Source organism: Microbulbifer sp. (assembly GCF_051659245.1).
Classification (GTDB): domain Bacteria; phylum Pseudomonadota; class Gammaproteobacteria; order Pseudomonadales; family Cellvibrionaceae; genus Microbulbifer.
On the sequence record NZ_JBOFOC010000040.1, the window covers coordinates 1 to 14,814 of the forward strand.

Annotated in this window: 8 protein-coding genes; 2 read left to right on the top strand and 6 right to left on the bottom strand. The window is 53.1% G+C overall.

Annotation, left to right across the window (positions count from 1 at the left end):
- Positions 1-137 precede the first annotated feature (137 nt).
- From ACRC0P_RS04290 to ACRC0P_RS04300, 3 genes are all read right to left on the bottom strand, one after another.
- Positions 138-1,010 carry a transposase gene (locus tag ACRC0P_RS04290; protein WP_438628551.1) on the bottom strand — a complete coding sequence of 291 codons (873 nt, stop codon included), beginning with the start codon at positions 1,008-1,010 and terminating at the stop codon, positions 138-140.
- 537 nt (positions 1,011-1,547) lie between these two features.
- A complete protein-coding gene (locus tag ACRC0P_RS04295; protein WP_438628552.1) occupies positions 1,548-2,546 on the bottom strand; it encodes an RHS repeat-associated core domain-containing protein in 999 nt (332 codons plus the stop codon).
- Positions 2,547-2,790: 244 nt separating this feature from the next.
- The gene (locus tag ACRC0P_RS04300) at positions 2,791-3,129 is read right to left on the bottom strand and encodes a helix-turn-helix domain-containing protein (RefSeq protein WP_438628553.1); all 339 of its coding nucleotides are present in this window, start codon (positions 3,127-3,129) and stop codon (positions 2,791-2,793) included.
- A gap of 212 nt (positions 3,130-3,341) precedes the next feature.
- On the opposite strand from ACRC0P_RS04300, the gene ACRC0P_RS04305 reads away from it, so the two are divergent.
- Both ACRC0P_RS04305 and ACRC0P_RS04310 read left to right on the top strand, forming a co-directional pair.
- On the top strand, positions 3,342-3,707 hold the full coding sequence (locus tag ACRC0P_RS04305; RefSeq protein ID WP_438628554.1) for a hypothetical protein: 366 nt from the start codon (positions 3,342-3,344) through the stop codon (positions 3,705-3,707).
- Between the two features lie 268 nt (positions 3,708-3,975).
- The gene (locus ACRC0P_RS04310; RefSeq protein ID WP_438628555.1) at positions 3,976-4,965 is read left to right on the top strand and encodes a transposase; all 990 of its coding nucleotides are present in this window, start codon (positions 3,976-3,978) and stop codon (positions 4,963-4,965) included.
- 880 nt (positions 4,966-5,845) lie between these two features.
- Here the strand turns inward: ACRC0P_RS04310 and ACRC0P_RS04315 are convergent.
- The 3 genes from ACRC0P_RS04315 to ACRC0P_RS04325 all read right to left on the bottom strand — a co-directional run bounded on the left by ACRC0P_RS04315 (position 5,846) and on the right by ACRC0P_RS04325 (position 14,286).
- On the bottom strand, positions 5,846-6,346 hold the full coding sequence (locus ACRC0P_RS04315) for a hypothetical protein (protein ID WP_438628556.1): 501 nt from the start codon (positions 6,344-6,346) through the stop codon (positions 5,846-5,848).
- Positions 6,347-6,363: 17 nt separating this feature from the next.
- Positions 6,364-13,059 (bottom strand): FG-GAP-like repeat-containing protein, encoded by a 6,696-nt coding sequence (locus ACRC0P_RS04320; RefSeq protein WP_438628557.1) that lies wholly within the window; start codon positions 13,057-13,059, stop codon positions 6,364-6,366.
- A 600-nt stretch (positions 13,060-13,659) separates the two neighbouring features.
- On the bottom strand, positions 13,660-14,286 hold the full coding sequence (locus tag ACRC0P_RS04325; protein ID WP_438628558.1) for a hypothetical protein: 627 nt from the start codon (positions 14,284-14,286) through the stop codon (positions 13,660-13,662).
- Positions 14,287-14,814: the final 528 nt, after the last annotated feature.

The following is a 14,814-nucleotide window of genomic DNA, read 5'->3' on the forward strand; positions in this document are numbered from 1 at the left end:
GCTATTGACGAAATCACGCGATAAGGCACGGGAACTCGTTAGGAGACATGGACACCCCAAAAAGCAGAGAATGGCGACGGCTGCGTAAAAATGTTCCGCAAATTCAAACACTTGCGCTTAAGTCAGCGCCATTCGGGTCAGGTCTTACATTCTACATAACTTTCCGCTGAACCGTCCTCGAATGACTTCACCGCTCTGCTAACCGTTGCATAGCTCACACCAAACTCAGCCCCCACCTGCGCCAAAGTGTAATGCCCGCTGAGATAGGCCTTCGCCATAGCTTCATTTCGCTCCGGATATCTTTCCCGATAATGCGCCAACGGCCTTGGTGGACTCCGCTTCTGAGGCTTTGGAATATCCTGTAAAGACTGCTCTGGATTCATCCTGCATTGCATATCTTCTACGAATTCATCCGAACCCAGGTAGATCTGATTCTTGAGCGATTCCCAGGGGCCTGGCTGTCCACGGCCTTCCTGAACGAACTGCCGATACCCTTTCTGCGCCCTGCCACGACGAGCCCCGAAATTCCCCAATACACAATCCGTAGTCAGCACCGGATGTGGCTGCGCCAGGCCCGCCGTCGCCCGGTAGCTGCTCCAGGGCCAGTCCTTGGCTGCACGCACCATGCGCGCACGCACAGGATTCAGAACGATGTACCGTGCAAGTTCCAGTAGATAGCTCTCAGCCTCCACCAGAATCGCCTTGAAACGCCCCTGAAATACATGCCCTACCCGCTTGTGCCGGCGATTGAACTGCTGAGTATAAGTGCCGTTGAGGTACTTCATACCCTTGGACAAACTCGGCGTTCCGGTTTCCAACAACAGATGGTAGTGGTTGGACATCAAACAGTAGGCGTGACACAACCAATCGTATCGCTCACAGGCCTTGCCTACCAATTCCAGGAAGCCGACTTTATCCGCGTCCTCCAGGTAAATATCCTGCCGCGCATTCCCACGCGCCGTCACATGGTACAAAGCGCCGGCAAACTCTATCCGCAATGGCCTCGCCATACATTGTCACTCCTTGGACTCCTCTCTCCTCCGTAAGCCTAGATCACGAATCCTGGATGTCAAATGTAAGGCCTGACCCCGTCATCCTGCAAGGCCTGACCCCGTCATCCTGCATCCTGTGACCCCGTCATCTCATGTAAGGCCTGACCCCGTCATCTCATTGCATCTTGCATCTTGCATCTTGCATCTTGCATCTTGCATGTCAAATGTAAGGCCTGACCCCGTCACCATCTTGCATCTTGCATGTCAAATGTAAGGCCTGACCCCGTCACTTGCATGTCAAATGTAAGGCCTGACCCCGTCACTTGCCTCGTCACTGTTGTTGGTTGTTTTTGTTATCCTGCTGTTTACTTGCCTTCCAGATGCTTAATACAATCGCAACCATGATCCACAAAAATAAAAAAACATACGGAACCCTATCATAGGGTCCCAAATCTTGTTTATAAAAATAGATAGAATATATGATCAAGCCACAAATGCCACTTCTAAAAACCCAGCTAACTAATATTTTTTTTAAAAAAAAACCAAACCTGCGGCTCATAGTCCAGCTCCTGCAGAATATTCACCCCGATCAATTATGATATTGTCCGAGTCAATAATCGTTTCAATTATTATGACATTCCCTATACCGGAATCAGATTCCAAAACGGGGACAAGGTCGGCCCTAATTTCATGAATAACTGTATCTCCAACTTGCGGCACATACCTGACCTGAGAATCTACAAAGTGTGCATTTAATCCCATTGTTGCAGATAGAGCCGCACCGCTAACGCCACCGAATCCAGCTCCCAACATACCTATTGCAGCGCCCCTGATGGATTTATACATATTGGCCTCAGACATCATCCTCGCAATTTGTTCCCTGCTATTATATTTAAACGATCGCGAAGCACAAACATCTTTGTTGCATTCAAGTAATTGAAACGGCTTTCCTGGTATATTGAAGTTCACTTGCCCAGTAGCCGTCGCAGCAGCATCAGAACCGCCTGTATTAACCGCATTACTTAAACTATTATTAGACAATCCATCAACATTACTCCAAATATTGTCATCAATGGACTCAAATAATACCGAGTTATCAACCATAGAATCTACAAATCTATCGTAATAATCGTTGGGATCATCGTAATCATCAGGATCAGCGGTAACTTCAACCTCCTCGATAGGCTCGTCCTCGTCATCCTGACAGTAGCGCTCTTCCGGCTCCCCCGAACAATTCGACCCATCATACCCACTCGGGTCTGTGGTATTCAACGGGTTATTCCACACATAGGAATAACGATTCAGGTGCTGCATATTAAAGCGATTATGAACAATCGGATCAGCCTGAACAAACCTTGCTAGGTCGGGATCGTACATACGCCCATTCATATGAATCAGGCTGGATTCGTCCAGATGCTCATGACCTGTGAAGCCTCTGGTGGTTGCAGGGTTCCCGAAAACGCTAAATTGGTCGATCTGCTCCTGCTGCGACAGCTTCTGCCAATTATCCGGCCTGCGTCTGGCGCCCCAGGGGGACATTTCTTGGACACCCACCAGGGACATTTCTTGAGGGACATTTCTTGGACACCCATTTGTGGGGACGATTTGTGGGTGTCCTACTTCTCGCCTCCTACTTCTCGCCAGTGAGCACGGCCCTGTTCCACCTTTCCCATCCCGGACCCGAATGGTGCTGACCTAAATCTGGAAACAGTATTTTCGTAGGAGGGGCAAAGCGAAGTGTGCCCATCAACAGCGCGAATCTACGAGGCTTCCTATTGTGTACGCTTCAAAGACTGTATCAACCGTTTCGGCTACCCAAAGCCAACAACTGTTGCTTTGCAATTTTAAGATCTCGAATCGAAAGCTTGGCGAGCAAGTCCTTAATCTCCAGCTCTAATTCCAGGCGCTTTCTGTTTGCTCCGCCACGGTCGTAGCCCTCGAAAAATTCGACCATCGGCACATCCAGCGCTTTGCTTAACCGCTCTAACGTTTCAATGGTCGGCGCCGTTATTCCACGTTCGGTACTGGAGATGGTCTCCATCGTCCGCCCTATTTGTTCGGCAAGTTCAACCTGGGAAAGCCTCTTCGCTTTCCGCGCCGTTTTCACCCGCAGACCAATACTGTCTTTTAAGCTCATTGTCATATTCGCATTTAAAATTCATATGCCAAACTTGACAATGAGATTAAAATTCAAATATTCTCTATAATTAGAAATTAGATCTCTAATTTTGAGTTAAAACAATAGAAATGACCATCAATATTGCTATTGAAGGCCCTTAGTAATACTGGGAAAAACCGCAGAGGTGCGGATAGCTCCATTGCTATGGTAAGTGAAACAAGGAGGGAGAGATGGCCGAAATAGACGAGCTGTTAATAGCTATGCGCAGAGTAATCGAAAACGCCAGGCTGTTATCCACGGAGCTGTGCGACTTCATCATCGCCGAGTCGATGCCCATTGCCGAGGTGATGTCGGATTGGTTTGATCAGTGTCAGTCAAAAGATAGGCCAATTAGCGAACAGGCCATTGTGCGGCTTGTCGAACAACGTCAAACCGCTACGCGTATCAAGGCATCCCGGCTTTTTTCAGGGATAGAACTAGCGATACTGGACGATTGGCAGGCACTGGAAGTTAAAGCATTGGCACTTTCCCTGAATGCGTTATTGAAAGCCCCTTACGTATTTCGGCGAACGCGAACACCTATACCGGGGAACTGATCGCCGCCTTTGTGCTGGAGCACCTGGAATACCTGCCGCAAGGGTGGATCAATGGGGTCGTGGATCAATGGGGTCGCGGGATCAATGGGGTCGGTGTCTAATACTGATATTTCTTGGACACCCACCTCTGATATTTCTTGAACACCTGATTATTTCTTGGACACCCACGACACCGACCAAACAAAAAGCATTCAGCGCCGCTTCTATTGCAACTCATGTGAATTGACGCAAAATGCTGGTTATCCATCCACCTGTACGGATAACAACCATGGGGCTCCCGCGCAAAACGCTCATCTCGCTTGAAGCCACACCCTATTACCATTGCGTCTCCCGTTGCGTGCGCCGCGCCTTCTTGTGCGGGCGGGACGAGCGTACCGGGCAATGCTTCGAGCACCGGCGCCAATGGATAGAGGACCGGCTGCTGGAGCTGGCGGAGGTGTTCGCGCTAGATATCTGCGCCTATGCGGTGATGAGCAACCACTACCATGTGGTGCTGCACGTGGATGCGGCGCAAGCGGCCGGCTGGGAGCTGGGTGAAGTGGTAGAACGCTGGCACCAGCTGTGCCAGGGCTCCCCGCTCTCCCGGCGCTTCGTCCGCGGCGAACGCCTCGATGCCGCGGAGCTGTCCCGGCTTGCTGAGGTGGCAGAGGTGTGGCGGGTACGGCTGATGGATATCAGCTGGTTTATGCGCATGCTGAACGAGTCCATCGCCCGCGAGGCCAACCGGGAGGACGGCTGTACCGGCCGCTTCTGGGAGGGCCGCTTCAAATCCCAGGCCCTGCTGGACGAGCGGGCGCTGGCGACCTGCCTGGCCTATGTGGATCTCAACCCCATTCGCGCAAAGATGGCTAAAACGCCCGAGACATCGGAGCACACTTCTGTCAAACGGCGTATCACAGCAGCGAAAACTGGGCGGCAGCCGGAACCCCTGTTTCCCTTCGCCGGCAATCCCAGAGAGACCATGCCGGCTGGGCTACCCTTTCGGTTACAGGACTACCTGGAGTTGGTGGACTGGAGTGGACGCTGTCTACGCGAGGACAAGCGCGGGGCCATCGCCGAACAGCTACCACCGATCCTGGAACGGCTGCAGATAGATCCCCGGCACTGGCTCTATCTGAACAAACACTTCGAGAGCCGTTTCAAGTCCCTGGTGGGCGCCGCTCATTCCGTGCGCGGTGCCTGTGAGCAACTCGGCAAGCGCTGGGCGCAGGGCATCCACGACTGTGAGCGTTATTTCTCACCACCTGCAACTTCCTGACCTTTTGTATCTTCTTTAAAGAACACCTTCGCAGGCTTGCTGCGAGAGCCTGCCGTATTTAAAAAACGTCTTTTGGCACTGCTGTACACAACCTGCCGGCTCAAGTCATCCAGACGCCCAAGTCTCGATACCCTGCGACTGGATCAGCGGAAATTTTTGATCAATTTTCCAATTTATGGCTGTCCTGTTTTTGACCAACACTTCGAAAGCCGTTTCAAGTCCCTGGTGGGCGCCGCTCATTCCGTGCGCGGTGTCTGTGAGCGACTCGGCAAGCGCTGGGCGCAGGGTATCCACGACTGTGAGCGTTATTTCTCACCTCCTGCAACTTCCTGACCTTTTGTATCTTCTCTAAAGAACACCTTCGCAGGCTTGCTGCGAGAGCCTGCCGTATTTAAAAAACGTCTTTTAGCACTGCTGTACACGACCTGTCGGCTCAAGTCATCCAGACACCCAACTCTCGATACCCTGCGATTGGATCAGCGGAAATTTTTGATCAATTTTCCAATTTATGGCTGTCCTGTTTTTCGGCTTTTCCGTGCGCGGCGTCTGTGAGCGACTCGGCAAGCGCTGGGCGCAGGGTATCCACGACTGTGATCGTTATTTCTCGCCTCCTGCAACTTCCTGACCTTTTGTATCTTCTCTAAAGAACACCTTCGCAGGCTTGCTGCGAGAGCCTGCCGTATTTAAAAAACGTCTTTTGGCACTGATGTACACGACCTGTCGGCTCAAGTCATCCAGACACCCAACTCTCGATACCCTGCGATTGGATCAGCGGAAATTTTTGATCAATTTTCCAATTTATGGCTGTCCTGTTTTTCTGTTTTTCTGTTTGCGACCTGACCCCGTCACTGCATATCAGTAAAAGCGGTCTAAAATTTTCTTAATTCAGTGACAGTAAATTTACTCCACATCCAACTTCAACACCTTCCACATTGATGTTTTTTGCATCAAGAAATACATCGTAACCTGAACCTTTATAAAACCCTGCGTTAATTCGCAGAGTTGTAGCTGATTTACCGTATTTTGTCCCTTGAGAACGGTCCTCCCACACCAAAGCGTAAGCATGGGTTTCTTTGGTCTTGTTCTTTAAAAGCTCATACGCGGGGTTAAACGCACTACCTGTAGAGTCCACTGCCAATCTTTGAGTAACTAAAGAGTCTGCGCCACCTTTATTTTTCCAACGAAAGAGATACCACCCAGAAAACTCTTTTCCTTCCTTGACGGCCTGCTCTTTTAAATCTGCATAACCATATGCAGCCAAGCCAAATATCTCTAAAGATGACTCTTCGAACCTACAGTCTGAGAATATCTTACCAGCAGCTAATGAAAGCTGGCTATCAAGTAGCATTAAACCTAACAAAAAATAAAAAATGTTTTTCATACAAGCTTTCCTACAAATTACCATTGGCCGTAATTTCGTCTAACTTGTTCCACAATATCAACGTGATTCGCAACACCAGTTAGATTCACATTTGTGGCCATTGCACCATTCAAAGCAGCCCCTTTAAAAGTATTTGGGCCAAGACTAAATCCACCCCTTTGATAAAAATTAAATGCTCTCACATTGTCTGGAATCGTATAGCTACTAGCTCCAAAGAGTCGATTGCCAGAGCGAGGATCAAAAGTAACTAGTGTTCGCACCGAAAAACCTTCAGCAGAAAGGGCTTTAACAAATTTAATTGCATCAGCACCACCAGCACTATAGCCAGCGGCTAGAATTACACCATCAGGATTATCAGCTAGATATTGCAATGCATCATCAACTGCACCAGATACTGGAAATTTACCTACACCACTATCGTACCGGCTTACTCCCTCGCCTAAACTATCTACGTAACGAACAAAATGCGGATTGCCCCCACCTTCAAAATTACCGCCAGCCCCATCAAACGCAGCGATAAATTTATTCGGTCTCTTTTGTGCATTATGCCTCCCTGTGGCATTCAACAAATAAGCAAAAGCCGCCGTAGCCGCCCCATTTGCAAACTTGCCGCCAGTCGCCACAGAAGCACTACCGCCTGCTACCATTTCCACAATAATTCCGGCATCACCTGCACCCAGTGCGGCGGGCGTGACCGCCTTGCCAATAGCTGCACTTACAAAACCGTGGGCAAACTTCCCACCTCCAAGCTTGGCAGATATTCCCCCGACCATCGCATGCTGGAAGACCATAGTGGCCGCATTTCCGGTAGACAGCCACAGGTTTTCGCCCATCTGCCACATACCTGACGCAGCTTCGAGGGACGTTCCGGGCGCACCACCAGCGGCCGCATTTTGCCAGGCCTTCCCTATTTGCTGGAATGCACTTGCCGAAGCAAATGCCAGCAATCCACTGCCAATCGAGCGCCCAATATTCCCCGTGAGCTGGTAAGTCTGGTTGGCATTGTAGGCTGCCAGAGCATACGGACAGCCCGGTCCGGAGAAATAACAGAGCGCTATTTGCGCCGCCGCATTCAGTATCGGGTTTTTCGCCATCTCCTGGTGAATTTTCCGGTCGTTTACAAACCTGTCCCGATAGAAATTCCACCGACTGTAGCCACTCGGGTCTGAGTAAGCTAGTGGGTTGTTATGCACATACGCATAACGGTTGAAACCCTGCGTTGAGGTCACCCCGTCGATGACAGGGTCTGCGCTGACGAACCTCGCCAGAGTCAGATCATACACCCGCCCATTCATATGGATCAGCCCAGTCTCGTCCAGCATCTCGTGACCGGTGTAGCCGCGGTTGGTCCTGAGATGGTTGAAGGTACCCACCTTGAGGGAGCTGACGATGTTCTCGGGGGTGGTGAGCTGGGCCCAGGTGAAGGGCTGCCTGCGCTTGCCCCAAGCGTCGAAGCTGAACACCTGTTTCACGCCGTTTTCTTGTGCCACCTGGCCTGTGGCGGTGGTGATGACGTCCAGACTGCCCTGCAGGTCCTTGAGCAGGTATTGGGTGTTCCTGGCAGTGACGCTGTCACTCTGGTCCAGGTCCATCTTTTCGACCACGACGCCGGCGATGCTTCTGCGGTAGTAGGCTTTGATGAAGGCGCCACCGCTACTGCGCTCGGTGACTTTCTCTACGCTGCCGATCTGCAGGGTGGTGACGGTGCCGCTGCCGTTGTCGTCCACGCGCTTGTATCGGTTTCTGTCCGGGTCGTACTGGAAGCGGGTGGTGTGACTGCCTTTGCTGATCTCGGTGGGCTTGTCGAACACGGCGTAGGTAAGGTTCCGGCCGTTGGAATCACTGACCAGGTTGCCGTTCAGGTCGTACTCGTAGCTGACATTGCCGGTGGTGGTGTCGGTGACCGCGTGCGGGCGGCTGCTGTCGTAGGTGTAGGTGCCGACGCCGGTTTTGGTTTTGATGTTGCCATTATCGTAATAGCTGACCTCTTGGGTGCTGGTGAGGCTGCCGGCCTGGTACAGCCGGGCGTACCTGAGGCGGTTGAGACCGTCGTACTCGTAGCTCTCCTGCAGGTTCTTCTGGTAGCTGCCGTCGCCGCTCGAGTCGGTTTTCGACATGAGGTTGCCGATGGTAGTCCAGTCGTAGTGCAGGTTCTGTACCTGGCCGACGCCGGGGATGATGTCGGTGAGGATGTCGGTGAGCCTGTGACTCTGGCTGTCGTACACGTAGGTGGTGGTGAGACCGTTGCCGAGCTCGATCTCCTTGACCTGGCCGCGGATGGTCATGTCCTGGACTGTGTAGTAGGCGCTGCCGGTTTCCAGGTTCTTGACGGCCTGTTTGTAGCCGTAGGCGTTGTAGGCGGTCTCTACGCCGTACAGGTAGTTGCCGCCCTGGGCCACTTGCTGGTTGGCGGCGTCGTAGGTTTTATGCGCACGGCTGTATTTGTCGTAGGTGACCTTTTCGTAGAAGTCGCCTTCGCTCTCCACGAGCGTGCCGATGGCAGTAACGGTTTTGCCCAGGCGGCCGTAGCGGTCGTGCTTGAACAGTTTGAGGTAGTCGATGTCCTCCAGGTTCGGGCTGCAGCCGGCGTTGATCACTGCCGACGCCTGGGCGACGGCGAGCAGTTTGCCGTCGAAGCGATTCTGCGCGTTGCAGATCGGATCCTGGTCGAAGTACCAGCGGCTGAAGTTTTTGAGGGTGCCGCTCTGAGTCTGGCTGTCGAAGTCAGTGTAGTCGGCGCGGGAGACCATTCTGCCGAGCTTGTCATAACCCATGACGGTGCCCTGGCCCTTGGCGTCCCGCTGCCATTTCAGTTCGCCGAAACCGGTATAGCCGTAGGTCCAGGAGCCCTTATCGGGATCGATCAACTTCTCCTTGCGGCCGAGTTCGTCGTACTCGATGGTAGTGAGCGAAGTCTGCATTCCAGTGCTGTCGAGCACCTTGACGTTCTTGAGCTGGCCGTCGGCGTAGTAGCTGTATTGCAACTTGCCGCCAATATTGTCCGTGATCTCGCGGACTTCGCCGAGGGCGTTCTTGACGGTGGTCTTGCTCTGACCACAGCTGGTTACGGTCTCGGTGAGTCCGCTGTACGCGGTGCTGACGTCGCACTGGCCCGCGGGCGCATTGACCAGGGTGGTACGGCCGAGCTTGTCGTAGCTGTAGGCGATCCAGCGCGGGCTCTGGGCCGGTGTGTAGGGCTCACTGACCTTGAACACCCGCGACTGCTCGTCGTACTGGGTATCCACGTACACCGGATCGCCGTGGAAGTCCTGGGTCTGCTTGCGGATCTCGCGCCCCAGACGGTCGTGGTAGACGATGGTTTGAGTCTGGTCTATCCCCTTGGTGGTGACTGTGAAGTATGCGGGCACACCAGCCACGGTGGGGCAGCCGCCGGTGTCACTGCACAGGGCCTTGAGGGTGGTGCTGTGGCGACCGGTCTCATGGTGTTCGAAATAGCCTTCGCCAAACTCGGAGGTGGCACGGGTAGTGGTAACACCGTCCTGGTCCAGGCTAACAAGGGGCTGGCCAAAGGCATCGCGCTCAATGACCTGCCCGGTAGTCTGCTCGAGCGCGTTCACTTCGCTGGTCGGGTATCGGCCGAGGCTGTCGTAGATGGTCTTGGAGGTGCGGCTGTTGCCCTGGCTGTCCGTCACCGTGGTCTCGGTGCGGTTGCCGAAGCTGTCGTGCTCATAGTGAGTGTGCAGCTCGAAGCCGGTGTCTTTTTCCACCCATTCGTCGGTGAGCAAGCCGGTGACCGGGTCGTAATCGAAGTCGGCCACGCGGGAGATGGCGGCGGATGCCAAGCTGCCATAACGCTGGGTGGTGACGGTGCTCCTTGTCAGCCGCGCCAGGTGCCAGCGAGTGTTGTCCACCACATTGCTATAGGTGTTGGTGGTGGTTTTGTTCTGCACCTTGGTACCGGCCGCGTCGAAGTTTTCCACGATGACCTTGGAGACATTGCCGTACTTGATATCGTCGGGGTAGTCAGGATCGTAGATAGTCCGGGTTTCCACCCGGCCCAGATAGGTGCCGTCGATATCGTAGGACTTGTCGACGGCTTTGCTGATATAGGACAGCTTGGTCTTGCCGGTGATCGGCTCCACAAACGCCGGGGTATTGGTGGAGCAACTGATCAGTGTGAGCCCCGTGCCAGAACAGGCGGCCGGAATATGAATATTGGCCGCATTGGGTTCGATCACCTTGGCGGTTTCCACCGGCATACCGATATAGGGATAGTCCTGGCGGTAGCTGGTGGTGGTCTTGACCTGGTTTTGCGGGTCGTAGGTGGTGATCTTCTCGAAGCCGAGGAAACCGCGGCCGCCGGATTGCATGCGCGCGCCGGTGTAATGGTACTGGGCCTCGACGGTGTTGCCGTCGTCGTTGGCGGCGGGGGCGTCGGAGATGACCTTTTTCACCACGTACATGGGTGAGTAGAGGTCGAACACCGGAGAGCCCTTGCCGTAGCTGAGCGCAGAGGAGCCGGTTTTGCGGGTGTAGATATTGCTGTCGGCATCGTTCAGGCGCGCGTATTCGATCTGGGTTTTGACACCGAAGCCGTTGGTGACCGCGGTGAGCACGTCGACCGGTTTGTTGTCATGCCAGGGGCGGTAGACGCGCACGTGTTTGTTGGCGCCGCTACCGCTGTAGCTGTCCACCAGGTCCGGGCGGCCGTCGCCGTCCACGTCCGCGGCCAGTTGGACGTGACTGTCGTCGGTGTTCCAGACGAGGTGGGCGTAGAACGCGGTGGCGAAGCCGCTTCCAGTGTTGCGCCGGACGTGCAACACATCACCGTGACTGAAGAGAATATCCACCAGACCGTCACCGTCGTAGTCGATGAACTGGAGTTTCGAGCTATCGGCATCGCTGGGCAGGGAGATGTGGCCCGCACTGACGAAGCCGGTGCCGGTGTAGTGGCGGATTTTCCAAGCGGTGCCGATGCTCGAGCGATCGCGGTACAACAGATCCGGCAGGCCGTCTCCGTTCAGGTCTTGCAGGAACTGTTCGAACTCGCGGTCGTCAATAGCGATACTGGTGTGGAACACTGTGTTGTAGCTGGTGGCACTGTCAGACAATAGCACCACAAAATATTTCTTCGTTATGGTTTCCTGCTCATTGGGGCAGTCATATTCCGGAAACGGTTCGTCGCAGATCCAGGTAATCTTGGCGATGGCCGTCATGTCGGCCATGCCGTCACCGTTGAGGTCCGCCACCAGATCGTTGTCCCGCAGCTTGACCGAGACACTCTTCCCTGTGTACTCGGGGGCCGGGCTGGCCCAGGCAGGAAGGTTCAGGGTGAGCTGCATATCGCTGGATTCGAACTCCAGGCCACCACCCGCCTTGCGCCTGAGCAGGCGCACCTTGGCCTTGAGCGTATCACTGCCGCTGGCGATCACGTCGTTGGAATGTTGCTTGAGGTAGTCCGGCAGGCCGTCCGAATTGAAGTCGTACATGCTGCCGCGCTGGCCGGAGACATAGGGGATGGACGTCGCCACATCGCCGGCGGTATCGTGCTCGGCGAAGAAGTTGCCATTGGACAGGTTTACCCGCCAATAGCCGCTACCTTCAGCGGGCGCGTGCAGCAGGTCGGCCTTGCCGTCGTCGTTGTAGTCCACCAAGTGCCATTCCTTGCGCACCTCGGTTCTAGCTCTGATATAGGTTGACGGCAGGGTGAAACCGCCGTCGGCGGTACCGAAAGCCACCTTGAAATGGTAATGGTTGTCACTGCTCCTTTCGCGCACATACACCAGGTCCTGGCGGCCGTCGCCATTGACATCACCCACCTTGACGTCCCTCAGGTGGCTGGAGAGCCCCGACTCCGAGTCGAAGCTCTTCTCATAATGGCCCCGTCCCGGACGTTCCGCATAGGCGAACTCAGTAGCCGGACGGCAGTTGGTGCCCACACACGCCTCGATGCCGCGCATGCGCAGCATGCCGGTACCGGAGGTTTCATAATCCGGCACATAGCGGCGCAGTTCCTCGCCGCCAGCTCTGGAGGTCACCAAAATGAGACGGCGGGTAGTGGCTTTCTTGTCACCGAAGGCGTAGCCGTAGCGCTTGTCGCTGCGGTTGGTATCGTAATCGAACTCGATCTCGTTGCCGGAGTAGCGCACCTTGTCAATCAAATGTTCGCCGACGGCGGTGTCCTTGAGGTAGTCGTATTCGATGCGGTTGCCAACACTGTCCACCTGTTCGTCCAGGTACCAGACGTTGGTTTCATAGGAATCCTCATTGAAACCGTAATAGGAGATAGAGCCGTCTTTGCGGTAGACAGTAAAGCCTTTATTGGAGCCTACGCTGGTGGAGACCAGTTTGACACGGGTGAAGGAATCCATGCTGGTGCGGTACTCGGCACCGATTGCACCCTCACTGCCACTGACCAGCACCAGGCGCTGGCCATCGAGACAGTAACGGTCGAAGGCGCTGCCGTTGACACCATCCTCCTCCCTTGTACGGCGGCAGGCGCTGATCGCGGACAAGCCGCCAATATTCCAGCCCATGCCCAGCGGGCCGTTGCCGCTTTGGCTGCTGTAATTGAGGGAAATGGAGGGGATGGCGCCGCCGGAAGCCGGACCTGTGATGATCGGGATGCTGTAACTGGCGGAGCCAGATTCGCTGACCCGGAATTCTCCTCCCACTACGCCCACACGGTCCGAGGCCCGTACTTCCTCTGACGTATTGGCTGGCGCGGTTTGCTGGTGGGGCTGGATAGGCACATCCACTATGTCCAGTCTCGGCCTCCCACCATCAACATTAGGCGAATACACTACCTGGTCAGCAGCCCCAATCACCACATCGCTCACCCCTTGCAAAAGGAGATCCGCGAATCCATCGAAATTCAAATCATCGATAGTTATCTGAATCCCGGCCTGCTGCCATTGCCGCGCCGCTGCCTTTTGGGAGGGTGACAAGTCCTTAAGCAACAAAAACTGACCTGACGTCTGCTGTAAGATAAAATCCTGGACCGGAGCAGGAAGTATAACCGACGGGGTAATTGCTCCCTGCAGTATCACTATTTGCGGCTTCTGACGGACATATAGATCTATTAACCCGTCTCCATTGATATCACCTTGGCGCACTTCGTAGTTATCATCGAAGCCCTGACCTATGACCGGGCTCGAAACCAACACAAGGAGAGAAATAAGGAGAAGCCTAACTTTCATGACAATTCCATGTTAATTAGCCGCCGCTGTACCGCCCGCAGCTGAATTTATTATGCGTTCTTTCTTTAATTGAAGCCTGCGCATGCAAAATGAAAAATTCTTACCTGCGTCACAGCGTACCACGGCATTTCAAGAGGGATTGCCAGGTTTGCGCTATTCCCTCATCGTAACTGCATATATAGAGGTATAATTCCCTATGCACTTTTTATAGTCGATCTCAATCGGGGCTCCCGACAAATATGCTGATATTAGAAGGCTTGCTTTGGCCTGATAGCTATCTTCGGAACTATAAGTTACAAATGTTGTTTTTGAATCACAGTTAAGACCACTGGAATCGGAAAAGTCAGCCAATTCTATGAAAATTGCATCAGGAGTCACCGAGAGCCTTGTTATCTTCTTTGCGCCATCAGTACCAGTAACAATAGCTGTGACCGGGCTCGCCGTAAAATACTCGATTCCCGTCTCGCTGCTATCATAAGTATTGAAGAGCTCAATTTCGTATTCGCCAGGGGGATATCCATTAGCAGTAAAAGTCGTATAAGGCTCAGTAGAACAACCCCATTCTTGATTTTCACGAAAGCTGTTATTGCCAACAACAGTAATTTGGTAGTCAATACAACGCTCACCTGGCTGCAGCAAATTGTCCCAGGTTACTGTAAACGAGCCATCCGTAGATACAGTCGGAGTTACAACAATATTTGTTGGTGTAGCTAATGCGAGCAACGGGAAATCAGCCAGCAGCGCCAGGAAAAAAAGAATAAAACAATTATTTTTTGTCATAGAAGAAAACCCTTTCACTTTATTTAGCTTCTTTACCAAGCTTTTATGAGTGCTATTTAAAGATTAAAAATTAAAGATTCCATCTCGTTATATTTTTCTATTCGCTGCTTATCGCCATACTCCTCTGATAGATTCATATCAGGGAGTAAAAAATTACACACAATCAAAGTCCAAAGTCTCAGAATATTTTTTGCATGCAAAAAGAACATTTATCCTTATATTCCACGTTAGAACCTCTGATCAACTCGCCACTTCCCCAAGGAGAGGCACAGTCAGCAAAAAACAAGCATTTTGCACACCAATATTTCTGATTTTCCACCTGCCCCTCTCATTTTCCTTGCCTGGAACCCGCCATTCGCGGAGTTCAGTTGCACAGCCCTTGCTAGCGAACCTTGCTTTCCCCTTCTGGCCGGGATTAATTCAGAGGCTTCTCATTACTGCGCACTGTGTACGCTAAAAAACTGGAACATTATCGCGGAATAAAACCATAAATGAGACCAAAGTTCCAGATATTCAAAGAAAAATAAT